This is a genomic window from Sphingobium sp. GW456-12-10-14-TSB1, assembly GCF_059424385.1.
This window is the reverse complement of sequence record NZ_JBWKZI010000003.1, coordinates 117,826-134,891: the sequence shown is the minus strand read 5'-3', so window position 1 is coordinate 134,891 and position 17,066 is coordinate 117,826. Positions and strand designations below refer to the sequence as shown.

The following is a 17,066-nucleotide window of genomic DNA, read 5'->3' as shown; positions in this document are numbered from 1 at the left end:
TTTCGCGAAGTCGGGTTCAGGCGAGGTCGAGGACGATCCGGCCCTCGATGTCGCCATGGTGCATGCGGGAGAAGACGTCGTTGATGTTCTCCAGCTTGTCTGCATGGACCGTGGCCTTGACCTTGCCGTCGCCGGCGAACGCCAGTGCCTCGAGCAGATCGAGCCGCGTGCCGACGATCGAGCCTCGCACGGTAATGCCGTTCAGCACGGTGTCGAAGATCGACAGCGGGAAGTCGCCCGGCGGCAGACCATTGAGCGCGACCGTGCCGCCGCGCCGGACCATGCCGAGCGCCTGCTGGAACGCCTTGGGCGAAACGGCGGTGACGAGCGCTCCGTGCGCGCCGCCTATCGCCTTCTTGAGCGCTGCCGAAGGGTCCTCGCTGTGCGCGTTGACCGTCAGTGTGGCGCCAAGGCGTGTAGCGAGGTCGAGCTTGCTATCGTCGATGTCGACCGCGGCCACATTGAGACCCATGGCACGGGCATATTGCACCGCCATGTGGCCGAGCCCGCCGATCCCTGAGACGACCACCCACTCGCCGGGTCGGGCCTCGGTGGCCTTCAATCCCTTGTAGACGGTGACGCCCGCGCAGAGGATCGGCGCAATGTCGAGGAAGTCGACATTGTCGGGAAGGTGACCAACATAGTTGGGATCGGCGAGGACATATTCGGCAAAGCTGCCATTGACCGAATAGCCGGTGTTCTGCTGTTCGTGGCAAAGCGTCTCCCAGCCACCCAGGCAATGCACGCAATGCCCGCAGGCGGTGTAGAGCCAGGGCACACCGACCCGGTCGCCTTCCTTCACATGGGTGACGCCTGCACCGACGGCGGCGACATGCCCGACGCCTTCATGGCCAGGAATGAAGGGCGGGTTGGGCTTGACCGGCCAGTCTCCTTCTGCCGCGTGCAGGTCGGTATGGCACACGCCGGTTGCCGCAATCTTGACCAGGATCTGCCCGGGGCCGACCGCCGGGATCGGCGCCTCCTCGATGACCAGGGGCTTGCCGAATTCGCGGACGACCGCCGCCTTCATGGTTTTCGCCATGTCCGTTTCTCCTTTGAGCGAGGGGTCAGAACAGGCCGAGCGCGTGCTCGTCATAGGAGACGAGCAGATTCTTGGTCTGCTGATAATGATCGAGCATCATCCGGTGGTTTTCACGCCCGAAGCCCGATGCCTTGTATCCGCCGAAGGCGGCATGGGCGGGGTACTGATGATAGCAGTTGGTCCAGACCCGCCCGGCCTCGATCGCGCGGCCGAGCCGGTAGGCGGTGTTGCCGCTCCGGGTCCAGACGCCCGCGCCAAGACCGTAGGCGGTGTCATTGGCAAGTGCGATCGCCTCCTCGACCGTCTTGAACGTGGTGACCGACAGGACGGGACCGAAGATCTCCTCCTGGAAGATGCGCATGTGGTTCTGACCCACGAACACGGTCGGCTGCACGAAATAGCCCTGGTCGAGCGCACCGCCCGGCAGCGCCCTGGCGCCACCGACCAGACACTGCGCGCCCTCGGCCTTGCCGATATCGATATAGCCCAGGATCTTGTGGAGCTGGTCCTCCGACGCCTGCGCGCCGACCTGGACCGACGGGTCGAGCGGATCGCCCTGGCGGATCGCGGCGACGCGCGCCACGGCGCGCTCGATGAAGCGGTCGAAGATCGACTCATGGATCAGGGCGCGCGACGGGCAGGTACAGACCTCGCCCTTGTTGAAGGCGAACAAAGTAAAGCCTTCGAGCGCCTTGTCGAAGAAGGCATCGTCCTCGTCGAGCACGTCCGCCATGAAGATGTTGGGCGACTTGCCGCCAAGCTCCATCGTCTGGGGGATCAGATGGTCCGCCGCGGCGTGCATGATCTGCTTGCCGGTGACGGTCTCGCCGGTGAACGAGACCTTGGCGATGCGCGGATTGGCGGCGATCGCCTGGCCAACGGTCCGTCCCGGGCCGGTAACGACATTGAGCACGCCGGGCGGCAGGATGTCGGCGGTGAGCTCGGCGAACATCAGCAAGGTGAGCGGCGTCTGGGATGCGGGTTTGATGACGGTGCAGTTGCCCGCCGCCAGCGCCGGGGCGATCTTCCACGCCGCCATCAGCAGCGGGAAGTTCCACGGGATGATCTGGCCGACGACGCCGAGCGGCTCGCGGAAATGATAGGCGATGGTGTCCGCATCGATCGTCGAGATGCCGCCTTCCTCCGCCCGGATGCAGCCGGCGAAGTAGCGGAAATGGTCGATCGCGAGCGGCACGTCGGCAGCGCGCGTCTCGCGGATCGGCTTGCCATTGTCGATCGTCTCGGCAAGTGCCAGCAACTCCAGATTGTCTTCGAGCCGGTCGGCGACGCGATTGAGAATCCTGGCGCGTTCGGCGGGCGCGATCCTTGCCCATTGATCCTTGGCGGCGTGCGCCGCATCGAGCGCGCGCTCGACATCTTCCGGCGTCGACAGCGCGAACTCTGCGATCTGGGCGCCATTGATCGGGCTCGTGTCGGCGAAATACTCGCCGCCCGCAGGAGCGCTCCAGCGGCCTCCGATGAAATTATCATAGCGGTGTCGGAAGGAGGCCGCCGCGTTAATGGTCCCGATCGCCTTCTCGAACATAACCTGACTCCATCTCTATCGATGGCCTGACGGAGTAATCTCTTTGCCCGGGTGGCCTATAAGTAAGTTCCGCAGAAGGTAGTCTGGTATCGGGGTCGCGGGCTTGAGGGTCAGACACGCCAACAGAGCCGATGACTATTCATCGACTCCTGAACGTATTCGCGCACGCCTGATCGGAATTATGCCGAGACAGGCGTTACTCGGCCGAGTCTTCTTTTGGCGAGGGCGGCGCTTGGCATTCCAATTCTGGCGTTACGCCCGGACGCGCTTTAGGCTCACCCAATCGCCTTTCTGAAGCGTCCCGTCCCTCACGCGGAAATGAGCATAATGGTCGTCGAAAATCTGGTCGACTTCGACATGACCGACAAGACGGCGGTGGCGCGGCGTTGCGTGATAGACTTCGAGTATCTGCCCGATGTGCGCGCCATCGGCCTTACCCAGGCAGGCCACTGTGCCGCCCGCATCCATACGGACGATCTTGCCGCGCATGAACAAGCTATGGCCGATACCCTGTGCGAGGAGCGGCGTGCTGCCAAAGAGCAGAAAGCCAACAGCAGCACCGACGCCAAGATGTTTTCGCATCGCTGTTTCCTCTGTCAAGTCAGACGCTCGGACCCGGTTTTGAAAGCTGGGAGCACGGGGCGACGCTGGGCATCGTCAAAGAACTGGCCCGCCGCGGGGGAACGGCGGGCCCTCAGCCCCTGGGGTCTGTTCTCGGGGCTGGAAACCTCACATGTCGCTCATCGGCTTGTCGGCCATGGGCTTGGCGGTCTTCTTCTTCGCCGCCGGCTTGGCCTTCTTCATCGGCATCTTGCAGCAGCCACTCTTCGCCTTACCGGCCATGCCCGAGCCGTTCGATGCTGGCGACCCGCCGGACATGCCGGCCATCCCCGACATGCCCTGTTGATCCTGCTGGGCCGGTTGCCCCTGCTGCTTCTGCGCGCCGGCCTGATGATCCTTCATCATCTGATCGTGCATCTGCTGCCCGCCATGATCCATGCCCTGCTGGTGGGCATGGGCCGGCGCAGCCTGCGCGGGCGCGGGCGTCGACTGGGCGAGAGCGGTGCCGGCGGCGAAGGTTAGCGTCGCGAAGAGGCTGACGGGCGCCGCGAGAAATGTCGTCTGTCGCATTGAGGGTCTCCGAGTGTTCTTCCTGTTGCCCGATCGACGTTCCGATCCCGGCAATTCCGAAGCTTCAATGCTGCTAGCGAGACGCAGTCTGTATACGTAACTTACGAATCCGCTTTGGATCGCGACTAGCATGCGCGGGATCGTGCGGGGTGGACCATGGTCCAAGGTCAAGCGAATTCATGATCCCGCTTGATGGCGGCCGACAGCGAAGTGCAAAAACCAATTGGCCCGCCGTGGGAGAACGGCGGGCCAAAGCTGCAGTTGAACCAGGCCACGGTCGTTGGCCACCCAGCCTCGTGATCGGAGCTGGCTTAAGTGCAGGGTCAGCAACCGCCCCGCGACCTACGCAACATGCGGGAGGCTCCGTCCTGGGTTCCCATCTCCCGCATAGCGATCCGATGGTCCTGCATCATCTCACCGTGCATCGGCACTTCGCGGTGTCGCATTCCTTGCATCTGGGCCGTGTCGGACCGAGCCGGCGCCGGCTTCGCCTTGAGCGTCTGCTCAAGGTCCGGCATGCCCGGCGGCATCCCATCGGCGAGAACTGGCCCGGCGCCGACGGCAAGGACGCCAAAGGCTGCGAGCGAAGCGATAATCGCTGCTTTCTTGCGCAAATATGATTCCTTCAAGTCTGAGTTTCAGTTCGACCGGACACATGCCCGGTCGATTCTCGCTCCCCAGGGAGCTTGCCGTTGAGATGGTGTCGGCCTGGAGGCGGCAGTATACGTAATTTGCGAAGCCGGCGGTCAGCCTGCCATGTCCGCTTTAGTTCGGCTATTAGCAAAAGCTGGGCGCGGATGACCGAAGACGGCGGCCATCAAAGCCTCCGCCTAGCCCGAGCACTGGAAAGCGACGCCGCCTGCTGCAGTGGCAAACAGCGAAACGTAAATCGCACGCCGCTTTTGCTTCGGCGCGATCGTGGCAAGGCTCACCGCCGAACCAGCCACTCGGACTGGCCCAGGCTAAATTGTCGGAATAGACGCTCGCTCGGATCGGTGCCGCAGTGATTGAACGCTCGCCTGGCTGATGATTGATCAACTGGCGAGGGCCGCAACCAGCTTAGAAGGGCAATTTTTTCTTCCCAGAGGGGGCGGGCACAAAAGCGATCGGTTCGGGTATTACGGATATTGCCCTCCCGAGCGCCCTTTAAGGGAAGAGCGGCGCTTCGCCTCGGTGGATCTCATCGGGATCGAGAAAAGCGCGTTTGCGTCAGTTTCACGATTGCTCAGGAGGGGCTTCGAAATGACTTTTCTGAGCCGGCGAACTCTCTTGGCGGGCGGAGGCCTCCTGCTGGGGGCGGCATGCACGCGCAGATTTGCGACGCCGGACCAAGCAGGCACGCTGCCCATTCCTCGCCTGTTAGATGCACGCGACCATGGGCAGAGAATTGGACTGAGGGCGCAGGAAGGGGAAACCACTTTCTTCCCAGGGCGGCGGAGCGCCACCATGGGATACAACGGCAGCTATCTCGGCCCGACTCTGCGGGTACATCGCGGGGACGACGTGACGGTGACTGTCAGCAACAATCTGTCTGCTGATACCACGGTTCACTGGCACGGGCTGCTCGTACCGGGAGAGCTGGACGGCAGCCCCCACCAGACCATTAGTCCAGGCGAGACTTGGCGTCCGACGCTGCCGATCCGTCAGCCGGCGGCCACTCTCTTTTATCATTCCCATGCACACGGCCGAACGGCGGAGCAGGTCTATGCAGGCCTAGCGGGATTGCTCTTCGTCACCGACGAGGAAGAGCAAGGTCTCGGTTTGCCTTCAGATTACGGCGTCGACGATCTACCAATATTGATCCAGGATCGGCAGTTCGTGGATGGCCGTCTGGTGTTACCGGCGGGCATGATGGTGGCGTTGGACGGGAGGCGGGGCAACGTTATTCTCGTAAACGGCGCGTACAACCCGCGAGCAGACGTTCCCAGAAGCTTAGTGCGGCTGCGGCTTGTAAATGGTTCGAATGCCCGGACTTACGATCTTTCGTTCAGCGACGGACGAGCCTTTTATTGGATCGGCACCGAGGGCGGCCTTTTGGAAAAGTCCGTTGAATTGCAGTCCCTCACTCTGGCCTCCGGTCAGCGGGCGGAGATCTTGGTGGACTTCAGCGATGGCAAACCGGTCTCGTTGGTCTCGGCTCCGGACCAAAGCACCCTGAGGATGCATGGCATGGGCATGATGCATCGGCACGAGGCTAGCGAAAACAACGCAGGCAATGAAACTGTCCTCACATTCTCACCGCGCTTGGCATCGAGCAAGCGAGGTAGCACCACGCTTCCGCTCCTCTTGGCGTCCCGCGCGGTGCCAAATCCGGCGACGGTCGTCGCACGGCGACGTCTGGTGCTCAACATGAGGCTGGGGGGCATGATGGATAGCGACGAAGAGCCGCTAACGATCAACCACAGGCGATTCGATATGGATCGAATCGATGAGGAGGTCGAGCTTGGCGCCGTCGAGATATGGAAAGTCTCCGGGCAGAAAATGGCCCATCCCTTCCACATTCATGGAGTGCACTTCGACGTGCTAAGTCGCGATGGCGAGGAGCCAGATCTTCTTGATCAGGGGCCACGTGACACCATCGTCGTGGACGAACCGGTCGAGTTATTAATCCGCTTCGACCAGCCTGCTTCAAAGGCGCCCTTCCTGTTCCATTGCCATATCCTGGAGCACGAGGACGAAGGCATGATGGGTCAGTTTTCCGTGACGTAGTGGGAACAACTCAAGAATCGAAATCCCGCATATGCCAATAAGGGGGCAATGCTCGACGTATGACTTCGAACTCCACTCTCGTTTTTGTTCCCTTTTCGGGCTTGGGCCAGAACGTTTCGCACATCTCGATCGAAGGCATTCGATCATCCCGGACACTTGTGCATCACATGACGAACCCTGCGGTTCGTCACGGCCACTAGGCGCCGCGGGCCGCGCTCTATAATGACCATACGCTTGTCGGGCCGTCCCGCGGCCGCTGTCAGTACTCGCGGCAATGAGTAATAGATGGTATCGCCGCGTTCATACCACTTTCCTCCGCCAAGCGGCGTCTGGTCAGGCAATCGGATTTCGCTGTAAGATCCGTTGCGATTAAGAACCCAGGCCATCCCCGACTTACAGCCGGATCGGCCATCAAATGACCAGACACCCGCGAGCTTGGTGGTCGAGGTATCTTCCCCTGCGGGAACGACCCTGGCCGGCGAAGGTAGCGTTGGCACAGTGAGCGCGGCGAAAATCGCCCAGATGGAACACGACCACCGTGTGAAAGTGAGCAGCCGGCATCGAAATAACCCGTTAAGCGCGATCGTCATACTATTTCCTTCCGATCCACACTCACTGCGCTGAGAGCTTCGTTGGTTGCCCTTGGCAGACTATGCAGACCATCTGCCGGCGGTAATGCGTATTTGCCGCTAGACAGAAGGGACGCCTGCCACGGCATCTGATCGCAGATCGCCCAGGACAAGGCAGGCGGCGCAGAACTTGGGATGACGGTGATCGGCTCATGCGCAGGGCAAGCGAGCGACCATATGAGCGGTAACGGGGGCGACGAGTTCGCTTCCGGACGAGGAAAAGGTGGCCCGGTGACCTTCACTCTATCCCGACATGTTGGTTTGGACGCTCAAGCCGGGTACCGAGGCGGAGGCATATAGGCCCGCCCGATGTACTAGTCGCAAGCGACCGGCTTTCGGTTCTGATGCTCTTGCGACCCGGTCAACCGACCGATCGCCATTCGTATATATCACAATTTCGCGGGTCGTTCCCCCCAGATAGGGTCAGAGCAGGTTCGAGTCGTGGAGGGTACGCCAGGCCGAAATGCCGGATGTTCCCGCTGTCCTAGCCGCCACGAATTCGATGGAGATCCAAGGCAAGAGGAGCATTTGATGTCAGCCGCTTCAGCATTTCCAGCTCTGGCGCAGGCGTCCCCCCGACCGCAGTCCGGGATTGTCGCCTGCATCGATTGCTCCGATCATGATGCGTGGATCTACTCACACGCTCGTGCGCTCGCGACAACGCTCGACGTTCCTATTACCCTGCTACAAGTACTTGACGGCGAGGGCTCGACGCGCTCTCGTCCAGACCCGATTGAATGTAACCTCCGGCGGCGCGAAGCCCTGCGCGCCCTCGATCGATGCGCCGCCGCGACCAGCGCACCTCCAACCAAAACCTCCATCGAACTGGCCGAAGGCCAAACCGCGGAGGAAATTTGCCGCTTTGTCCGAGAGTGCGACGACGGCATGGTCGTACTGGGAAGACGAGGCAGGCAAGAGGCCGGTCGCCCGGGCATGGGGGCAACCGTGCACAAGGTGCTCATGCAGACGCCAGCCCCGGTCCTGCTCGTACCGGTAGAGGCCCCGCTTCCGGCAGCGCCCTACAGAAGGGTTGTGGTGCCGCTTGACGGCTCTCGCTGGGCTGAGAGCGTGCTGCCCCTAGCTGTGCGTCTTGCGAAGGCCTCGGAAGCGGAACTCCTGCTTGTCCATGTCGTCCCTACGCCCGAGATGATCGAGGCACGGCCCCTGGAAGTCGAGGACAAGAAGCTTCAACAAGCCCTTATAGAGCGAAATGAGCAAGCAGCACGCAGCTACCTGGATCGAACGAAATCCAACCTCTCGGCGTCCGGTCTACGAATGCGTACGATTTCGATCCGTGGCGAGGATGTACGCGAGGTGCTGTGCGATCTTATTCAGCGCGAGAGGGCCGATATTGCCGTCCTGTCCGCGCGCGGCCACAGCCATCGGCATGTTTCCGACGTACCCTATGGAACGGTCGCCTCCTACCTGATGACGCATTGCAATGTACCAATGCTCGTAACGCCTGCGACAATCCGCTCGGGAAAAGCGCAGATCGCCGTAGGGCATAATTGCCTCCGGCTACCCCTCGCCGCCCAAGCCTGATCATGGCCGATATTGAGGGGACCGACCCTATTTCGGGGGCGGCCGACGAGACCGCCACACGACACCAGCTGACAGGATTGATCAGTCGCTCAGCGCCTCTTCCCATCTGGGCGCATCTCGACGCCATGAAAGACTGGCTGGCTCGAGCCCGCCAGGCAGCCACGCAAGCCGACCAGCGCGGCAGCGCCGCAGCCGAATGGCTACTCGACAACGACTATCAGATCCAGCGCGCGATCCTGCAAATTGGTGAGGGTCTTCCGAAGGCTTTCTACGCGAAACTTCCCGGTCTTGCTGAAGACGGCCTCAGGCGACCGCGCGCCCATCAAGTCGCGCGGTCTCTGCTTCTGGCGTCTCACCTGCAGGTCTCACTGTCCTCGGCTGTCGAATTCGTCGTTCGATATCAGAATAGGATGCCGCTCAGCATCGCTGAAACCTGGGCGATTCCTACGATGCTGCGTATCGTTTGTCTTGAAATGATCGTTACGGGTTTCACCCAGCTTTTTCCTCAAGTCGCTCCCCCTTTTGCACTAACGGACTCTCCCGACGTCGCGACCGGGGGATTCGACAACACGGAGTGCGTGGCACGCGGCATAGCCAATCTTGCCGTGATCGCGACCATCCAATGGAACGACTTTTTCGACAGAACCAGCCAGGTCGAGGCGATCCTGAAGCGTGATCCTGCAGGAATTTATCCGCGCATGGATTTCGCTACTCGCGACCAATATCGTCACGCGGTAGAACGGCTCGCAGCGCGATCCGGCCTCCTGGAACGAGAGGTTGCCCAGCGCGCTCTGCGACAGTGTCAAAGTAGTGAAGAGGCCCCCTCGGGGCATGTCGGTTATTGGCTCATCGATGCCGGCCTGCCTGCTTTCACGGATGCACTCGATCCCCGCCCATGGACACCCGGTTCGATTCTGCGACGCATATTGCGTCATAAGGGTATGCTTTACGCGACCGCGCTGGTGTTTGCCGGTATCGCGGCCTCTGCAGTTCCTGCAGCATATATGTCCTCGACCGGACCGTCTCCCTTATCCTGGCTGCTGTGTATCGCGCTGACGCTGCTGCCGGCTTCCATCCTCAGCATCACCTTTGTGAATTGGATGGTCACGCAAATCGTTCCTCCATGCGTGCTTCCCAAGCTGGAATTCAAGAAAGGAATTCCCGGAGATTGTGCGACGGCCATCGCAATCCCCGTTCTCGTCGCTCGGACCTCCGACATCGCTCCCCTTCTTGAGCGACTTGAGGCGCATCGCCTAGCCAACCCTGATGAAGCGCTGGAGTTCGTTCTCCTGACCGACTTCGCCGATGCCGCAACCGCCAGGGTTCTGGGCGACGATGAGATCGAGCAGATGCTGGTACGAGGCATCGAAGAATTGAATGCCCGCTACAAGGACGCAAGGGGCAATGGACCTTTTCATCTGCTCCACCGACCGCGCCTCTTCAACGAGGCGCAGGGCTGTTGGATGGGCTGGGAGCGTAAGCGAGGTAAGCTGGAGCAGTTCAACGCCTATATCCTGCGCGGCGACGCCACTGCATTCCATTTGACCACCGGCAAGGTGGAAAGGCTGCGGCGATGCCGCTTCGTACTGACGGCAGACGCAGATACCAGACTTCCGGGTGGTGTGGTGCGCCGTCTGGTCGGCACTCTCGCCCATCCACTCAATCGGGCTCATTTTGCCCCCGACACCGGCATTGTGGAACGAGGCTACACTATCCTTCAACCTCGCGTTGAACTAGGGCCGGAGGGCCCCGAGCAATCCCTGTTCGCTCGCCTCTACGGCGGCGATACTATGATCGACATCTACTCTCGCGCGGTTTCCGACGTGTACCAGGACCTTCTGGGCACCGGCGTGTTTGTGGGCAAAGGCCTCTACGATGTGGCGGCATTCGAACGGAGTCTGGAGGGCCGTGTCCCAGAGAATGCTTTGCTTAGCCATGACCTGTTCGAGGGGCTTCATGGGCGCGCGGCGCTCGTTAGCGACGTCATTGTCTACGAGCGCTTTCCGACCGGGTATCTCGACTTTTCCGCGCGCTGGCACCGCTGGGTGCGGGGTGATTGGCAAATCCTGCCCTGGCTGTTTCCTTTTGTCCCAGGGCGTGACGGCCGATGGCTGCGCAATCGGCTTGGGTGGTTCGACAGGCTCAAGATCTTCGACAATCTAAGGCGCAGTCTGGTACCCGCCAGCATCGTTGCCTTGCTCCTAGGCGGTTGGTTCCTGTTTCACGGTCGACCCTGGGTCTGGACATTGCTCGCGATCGTCGCGCCCGGGGCTTATCTTTTTACCGATCTCGTAACGGGCTTCGCTCAGGGCCGCCGTCGCGGCGTCATGCAGCGCGTCCTGCGGCGCCTCACGGATCATCTCGGACGCTGGATTTTAGCCATCGCCTTCCTCGTCAGCGACGCATACATCGCGCTGCACGCCATAGCCGTCACGATCTGGCGGCTGCAATCGGGGCGGCGGCGGCTCGAATGGACCTCGGCCGCTCATATGGCCACGCGAAACGCGGCGCGCCATCCGCGATTGGCGGCGTGGCGCGACATGTGGAGCTCGCCCCTTCTTGCGGTGCTTATAGCTGGCGCATTACTCGCTTATGCGCCGGGATCGATGCCTGTCGCGGCGCCGCTATTGCTGCTCTGGTTCTTCGCACCCGAGATCGCGGTTTGGATCAGCCGCCCGCGTAGACCACCGATCGAGGCGCTTACCGAAGCAGACAGGAGATTTCTCAGACTCGTCGCTCGGCGCACCTGGCTTTTTTTTGAAACCTTCGTCCGGCCCGAGGACAATTGGCTGCCTCCCGACAACTACCAGGAGCCGCCCGACGAGGACACCGCTCACCGAACGTCGCCTACCAACATCGGCATGTTGATGGTGTCGATCCTGACAGCGTGGCGGCTTGGGCATATCGGTCTCAACGAGCTGGCTACCCGTCTTGGCGACACGTTCGATACGCTTGACCGGCTCGAACGCTACCGCGGCCACATTCTCAACTGGTATGATACCAGGACGCTCGCTCCCCTTGAGCCACGTTACATTTCCACGGTCGACAGCGGCAATCTTGCCGTCAGCCTGATTACCGTTGCCCAGGCTCTTCGAGATGCTGGGAGGGCACCGCCGGTAGGCCGCGAGCTCTGGCAAGGCCTAGAAGATATCATCGGGCTGCTCTCCCAGGCGATCCGGTCTATCGGGACCGAAGCGGGCTCAACGGCCGGTGTGATCCTGGCTACCGTCGGCGAGACGGTGAAGCGGGTTTCGGACGATGAGCGCGAATGGCTCAGGGGGATCGACGATCTCATTTCGGCCGACTTGCCGAGACTGCGCGAGCAGGTGGGCGTGATGGCCGCGAGCGTTGCCGAAGCCGACGTCGGCATCTTGCGCGAAGTGCAAGTCTGGCTCGAGCGGCTCGAGCATCACGTGTCCGGGATACGTCGCGATTTGCAGGTTTTCTGCCCGTGGTGGGAAGTTATAACCGACCATCCCACAGACTGCGCGGAAACCGCAGCCAAGGTCGCCGATTTCATGGCTGGCGGCTCGGCGACGCCATCCGATTCGCGCACCGCGCACGTCATCAGCCTGCTCAGCGCGACCAAGGAAGGCGGATTATCCGACGCGGCCCGTCAATGGGTCGACAAGATGCTGGCTGCCATCGCGGAAGGGCAGGCCGTCTCGCGCGAGCTTCATGGTCGCTTCGACAGCCTTGCCCGCCGGGCCAACGTCAGTGCGCACGCGATGGACTTTTCACTTCTGCTTGATGAAGGTAGCCGGCTCTTTCACATCGGCTACAACGTCAGCGCCGACCGCATAGACGCGCATCACTACGATCTCCTCGCCAGCGAAGCACGGCTCGCCAGCTTCTTCGCCATTGCGAAGGGCGATATCGATCCTTCCCACTGGTTCCACCTCGGTCGCCCCATCACGAAACAGGAGGCCGGGCTTGCGCTGCTGTCCTGGAATGGCTCGATGTTCGAATATCTGATGCCAAACATCTTTTTGCACAGCGATCCCGGCACGCTGCTTGGTATGAGCGACCGAACAGCCGTCAGCATCCAGGCCGCCTTCGGCAAATCGCACAAAATCCCTTGGGGAATCTCCGAATCATCGTTCGCCTCGATGGGGTCTGATCGCATCTATCGCTATCACGCCTTCGGCGTCCCTGCCCTCGGACTTCAACGTGGCCTCGGCCACGACCTCGTCGTGAGCCCCTACGCAACGGCGCTTGCGCTTATGATCCGGCCAGCACTTGCGACAATCAACCTCAAGCTGCTGGCCGAGCTGGGGTTAATTGGACGGTTCGGCTTCTTCGAAGCCGCCGATTTCACGCCGGCCCGCCTGCCGGCGGGCGAGCGGTTCGCTATCGTTCGCTCGTACATGGCGCACCACCATGGCATGAGTCTCGCCGCGCTGGGAAATGCACTGTGCGACAACATGCTAGTGCGCTGGTTCCATGCGGACCCTTACGTCGGCACCGTCGATCTCCTGCTCAACGAACGCATACCGTGGGAGCTTCCGCCAGAAATTGCACGAGTAGAGGTTCGCGACCCGCCCGCTCACGCCGAAGGGAACATCCCGGCGCTGCACAGTTGGTCGCCAGACCGACCGTCGGGGCAGCATGCTTGGCACATCCTCGGCAACGGCCGGCTTTCGAGCCGAATCCGCACGGACGGTGCCGGGGGTCTAAGCTGGAATCAGCATGCGCTTACCCGCATCGAACCTGCAGATGACCAAGCAGGCTTCTGGCTCTATCTGCATGATCTCGATCAAGGCGATATCTGGTCGGCAACAGGGGGGCCATTCCCCGCCATCGGCGAGCCGCCGGAGGTCATGTTCCATGCCCATCAGGTCGAATTCCGTCAGCGTTCGCGCGGTCTGTCGATCTCGACGCTAGTCAACGTTGCCCATGGCGACGATCTCGAAATCAGACGCATCGCGCTCGTCAATGAGGAGGATCGTGCCCGGACAATCGAACTGACGGGCTACGTCCAGGTGGTGCTCGCCCCACCCCAGGATGCCGCTCGGCATCCTGCTTTCAGCAAGCTGTTCGTGGGCGCTGAAGCCTTGCCCGGAGGCGATGGACTCGTGTTCATGCGCCGACCGCGCAATCCCGACGAGCGGCCTCCGGTTTTGCTGATTCGCATAATCGGAGATGACGAAGGAGTCGCCTTGCTCGGACTTGAGGCTGATCGAAGAGCCTTCATCGGTCGCCATGGCAACGTCACGCATCCTACCGCGATGACAGAGGAGCCTCTGATTGGCGCATTGGGCTGGTCGCTCGATCCGATCTGCGCGATCAGGGCAAAGGTCATGCTGCCGCCGCACGGGCGCCGCGAACTCGCTTTCGTCACGATCGCGGCGGGATCGCGTCAGTCGGCGCTAGACCTGGCCGACCGCTATGCAACGTTGTCCGCGCTGGATTGGGTGGTTAGCGATTCCATCGCGGCAAAAGCGCGCGAGATGCACGACCTGGGCCTACAGCCACAGTTCGTACCTCAGGTACAGGCCCTCCTTTCCCATCTTTTTACTGCCCGCACAAACCCTGCACCCGGAGGTGAACGGCTCTTCCGGCAGGTCGATCTCTGGTCGCTTGGTATTTCAGGCGATCATCCCATCGTGATGCTGCGCGCCGGCACCGCGGAACAGACCGGTATGCTCCGCTTCGTTCTCGCTGCGCATTGGCTCGGCCACCAGCGCGGCATCCTCTTCGATCTCGCGATCGTCCACGAGGGCACCTCAGGTTACGTCGAACCGGTCCGCGAGCGCCTTCTGGAAGTCCTGAGAGACGCCGGCGCGCAGGAACGTCTTGGCACCCATGGCGGCATCCACCTAGTGGGCGTCAGCTCCTCCGATCACGAGCGCGTGGCGCTCCTCGAGCAGGCCGCCAAGCTGATCCTTGAAGACGACGGCGTCACGCTTGCCGACCAGCTCGCCCGGGTAGATCAACCTCCGCACCCCGGCCCGCCGTTTGCCCCAGTCGGCACCAACGTGCCGCCAGCCACCTCCGCACCCGTGCCGCGGTCCGTAGATCTCCTCTTCGACAACGGCTGGGGCGGCTTTGCGCCTGATACTGGCGACTATGTGATCAACCTAGAGCCCGACGCTCCCACCCCGGCTCCGTGGTCCAATGTCCTGGCCAACGACGCGTTCGGCACGATCGTTACTGAGGCCGGGCTTGGCTTCGCCTGGGCGATCAACAGCGGCGAGAACAGACTCACGCCCTGGTTCAATGATCCCGTCGAGGATCCCCAAGGTGAACGGCTCTATCTGCGCGACGAGGAGAACGGGCGGCTCTGGACCCCGACACCCTTGCCATCGGGCGGCGGCTCCGCGTGCCGCATTCATCATAGTCCCGATCGGACCATATGGCACCGCCACAGCGAAGGCCTGGAGCAGGAGCTGTCGACCTTCGTGCCAATCGACGATCCGGTAAAACTGGTGCGTCTGCGCCTACGCAATCAAACGCCACGCTCGCGCCGGATCACGGCGACCTACTATGCGGAATGGCTCCTGGGCGCGGTGAGGGGCGAGCAAGCCCCTTTTCGCACATCGCGCTATGACCCGGCCTCCCATGCAATTCTCGCACGCAATTCCTGGACGGACGAGTTCGGCGATCGCGTCGCCTTTCTTGCCACGACCCAGGCCGTTCATAGCTTCACTACCTCACGCCGCGATTTTCACGGTGTTGTTGCCGACCCGGCCCGACCGCTCGGCCTGCTCAACTGGGATCTGGGCAACCGCCAGGATTCTGCCGGCGACGATTGCTGCGGCGCCCTCCAGGTGCATCTCGATATCCCCCCTGAAGGAACCGTCGAAGTTTGTTTCATCCTCGGCCAGGGTGATAACCTCGAGCACGCAATCCAACTTATCCGGCATTGGCAATCGCCGTCCATCATCGAGACTGCTGCCCGGGTTCGCGTAGCGGACTGGGCCGATCGGTTGGAAAAGGTTCAGGTCAAGACACCCGATCCTGCCTTCGACCTGATGGTCAACCGGTGGCTGCCTCACCAATCGCTAAGTGCCCGCGTGCGCGCTCGCGCCGGTTTCTATCAGGCCAGTGGCGCGTTCGGATTTCGCGATCAGCTCCAGGACGTCCTTGCCCAGATCCAGGTCGATCCGAACGCAACGCGGCAACATATCCTCGCCGCCGCTGCGCACCAATTCGAAGAGGGCGACGTACTCCATTGGTGGCACCCGCCTTCGGACCGCGGGGTCCGAACCCGCTGCTCCGACGATCTCGTCTGGCTTCCTTATGCCGTCGCGCACTATGTCGAGGCGACCGGCGACAAATCCATTCTGGACGAAGAAATTCCATTTCTGAGAGCGCCGCCGCTCGCGGCCGGCGAGGCCGATCGTTACGCCCGATTTGAAGTTACCGACTATAAGCAATCGCTGTTCGTTCACTGCGACCGCGCGCTTGCCCATGCCTATCGCCTCGGAGCTCACGGCCTTCCCCTGATCGGCAGCGGGGATTGGAATGACGGCATGGATCGGGTCGGCGAGCGGGGACGCGGCGAGAGCATATGGCTGGCCTGGTTCCTCATCGCAACTATCCGGAACTTCACACTGCACTGCGTCGATGAGCGGCAAACCGAGTTTCGTGATCGCTGGGAAGCGCGTGTCGAAGCGCTCGCCGCAGCGGTCGAGCAGTCTGGCTGGGATGGCGAATGGTATCTGCGCGCCTTTGATGACGACGGCAGGCCTTGGGGCACATCCCAGGAGCAGGAATGTCGCATCGATTCCATCGCTCAATCCTGGTCCGTTCTCTCAAATGCTGCAGATCCGGAGCGAGCCAGAACGGCGCTCGCGTCGGCCAGGCGCTACCTAGTACGCAACGATGATACCCTCATACGCCTGCTCGATCCCCCCTTCGACCACACGCCGCGCGAACCGGGCTATATCAAGGCCTATCCGCCTGGCGTCCGGGAGAATGGCGGGCAATATACCCATGCGGCAACGTGGCTCGCGATCGCGTTCGCACGGATACGCGACGGCGACGTGGCCAAATCACTGTTCGACCGAATTAGCCCGATAACGCACAGTTCGACACGCGAAGGCGCAGAGCATTATCGAACCGAGCCATATGCTGTCGCGGGCGACATCGCCGGTGTGGCACCCCATCTCGGCCGCGGCGGCTGGACTTGGTATACAGGCGCCGCAGGTTGGACATGGCGGCTGGCCGTTGAAGAAATTCTGGGCGTTCGCTTAATCGGCGGCAAAATACAGATACGTCCAGCAATGCCGAAAAACTGGCACAAAGCGGAATTGACGCTCCGGCGCGCCGACGGAGCCATCCAGATAACGATCGAAACGGACCCGTCTCTTGAAGGTGACGGAGAGGAAATTACCATTGACGGCAAGCTCCTGCGAGAACCCGGGGTTTGCTTTCCCCACGACGGCGCGACGCGGATTGTGCTCGTGCGGGTTCCGCTAAAGGCCTGACGTTGATTCGACAACGGCAATACGAAAGGATTCTC

At 61.8% G+C, this 17,066-nt stretch carries 8 protein-coding genes; 4 read left to right on the top strand and 4 right to left on the bottom strand.

Features of this window, described 5'->3' with window-relative positions:
- Positions 1-16: 16 nt before the first annotated feature.
- From adhP to AC07X9_RS23040, 4 genes are all read right to left on the bottom strand, one after another.
- Positions 17-1,042 (bottom strand): alcohol dehydrogenase AdhP, encoded by a 1,026-nt coding sequence (adhP, locus tag AC07X9_RS23055; protein ID WP_021238858.1) that lies wholly within the window; start codon positions 1,040-1,042, stop codon positions 17-19.
- 25 nt (positions 1,043-1,067) lie between these two features.
- On the bottom strand, positions 1,068-2,588 hold the full coding sequence (locus tag AC07X9_RS23050; RefSeq protein WP_015449264.1) for an aldehyde dehydrogenase family protein: 1,521 nt from the start codon (positions 2,586-2,588) through the stop codon (positions 1,068-1,070).
- Positions 2,589-2,840: 252 nt separating this feature from the next.
- On the bottom strand, positions 2,841-3,170 hold the full coding sequence (locus AC07X9_RS23045) for a hypothetical protein (RefSeq protein WP_004212674.1): 330 nt from the start codon (positions 3,168-3,170) through the stop codon (positions 2,841-2,843).
- A gap of 147 nt (positions 3,171-3,317) precedes the next feature.
- The gene (locus tag AC07X9_RS23040) at positions 3,318-3,719 is read right to left on the bottom strand and encodes a hypothetical protein (RefSeq protein ID WP_015449265.1); all 402 of its coding nucleotides are present in this window, start codon (positions 3,717-3,719) and stop codon (positions 3,318-3,320) included.
- A gap of 398 nt (positions 3,720-4,117) precedes the next feature.
- Between AC07X9_RS23040 and AC07X9_RS23035 the strand changes: the two genes are divergently transcribed.
- The 4 genes from AC07X9_RS23035 to AC07X9_RS23020 all read left to right on the top strand — a co-directional run bounded on the left by AC07X9_RS23035 (position 4,118) and on the right by AC07X9_RS23020 (position 17,031).
- Positions 4,118-4,339: a hypothetical protein gene (locus AC07X9_RS23035; RefSeq protein WP_046765852.1), complete on the top strand. Its 222-nt coding sequence runs from the start codon at positions 4,118-4,120 to the stop codon at positions 4,337-4,339.
- A 406-nt stretch (positions 4,340-4,745) separates the two neighbouring features.
- Positions 4,746-6,428 carry a multicopper oxidase family protein gene (locus AC07X9_RS23030; RefSeq protein ID WP_021243539.1) on the top strand — a complete coding sequence of 561 codons (1,683 nt, stop codon included), beginning with the start codon at positions 4,746-4,748 and terminating at the stop codon, positions 6,426-6,428.
- Between the two features lie 1,160 nt (positions 6,429-7,588).
- Positions 7,589-8,599: a universal stress protein gene (locus AC07X9_RS23025; RefSeq protein ID WP_081659635.1), complete on the top strand. Its 1,011-nt coding sequence runs from the start codon at positions 7,589-7,591 to the stop codon at positions 8,597-8,599.
- A gap of 2 nt (positions 8,600-8,601) precedes the next feature.
- Positions 8,602-17,031, top strand: a complete 8,430-nt coding sequence (locus tag AC07X9_RS23020; RefSeq protein ID WP_040602510.1) for a GH36-type glycosyl hydrolase domain-containing protein — start codon at positions 8,602-8,604, stop codon at positions 17,029-17,031.
- The last annotated feature ends 35 nt before the right edge of the window (positions 17,032-17,066 follow it).

What these genes read in the sequence shown, in the direction of transcription:
- adhP (WP_021238858.1), bottom strand. Translation starts at nt 1,042, where the DNA reads ATGGCGAAAACCATGAAGGCGGCGGTCGTCCGCGAATTCGGCAAGCCC.
- AC07X9_RS23050 (WP_015449264.1), bottom strand. Translation starts at nt 2,588, where the DNA reads ATGTTCGAGAAGGCGATCGGGACCATTAACGCGGCGGCCTCCTTCCGA.
- AC07X9_RS23045 (WP_004212674.1), bottom strand. Translation starts at nt 3,170, where the DNA reads ATGCGAAAACATCTTGGCGTCGGTGCTGCTGTTGGCTTTCTGCTCTTT.
- AC07X9_RS23040 (WP_015449265.1), bottom strand. Translation starts at nt 3,719, where the DNA reads ATGCGACAGACGACATTTCTCGCGGCGCCCGTCAGCCTCTTCGCGACG.
- AC07X9_RS23035 (WP_046765852.1), top strand. Translation starts at nt 4,118, where the DNA reads ATGGTCCTGCATCATCTCACCGTGCATCGGCACTTCGCGGTGTCGCAT.
- AC07X9_RS23030 (WP_021243539.1), top strand. Translation starts at nt 4,746, where the DNA reads ATGATTGATCAACTGGCGAGGGCCGCAACCAGCTTAGAAGGGCAATTT.
- AC07X9_RS23025 (WP_081659635.1), top strand. Translation starts at nt 7,589, where the DNA reads ATGTCAGCCGCTTCAGCATTTCCAGCTCTGGCGCAGGCGTCCCCCCGA.
- AC07X9_RS23020 (WP_040602510.1), top strand. Translation starts at nt 8,602, where the DNA reads ATGGCCGATATTGAGGGGACCGACCCTATTTCGGGGGCGGCCGACGAG.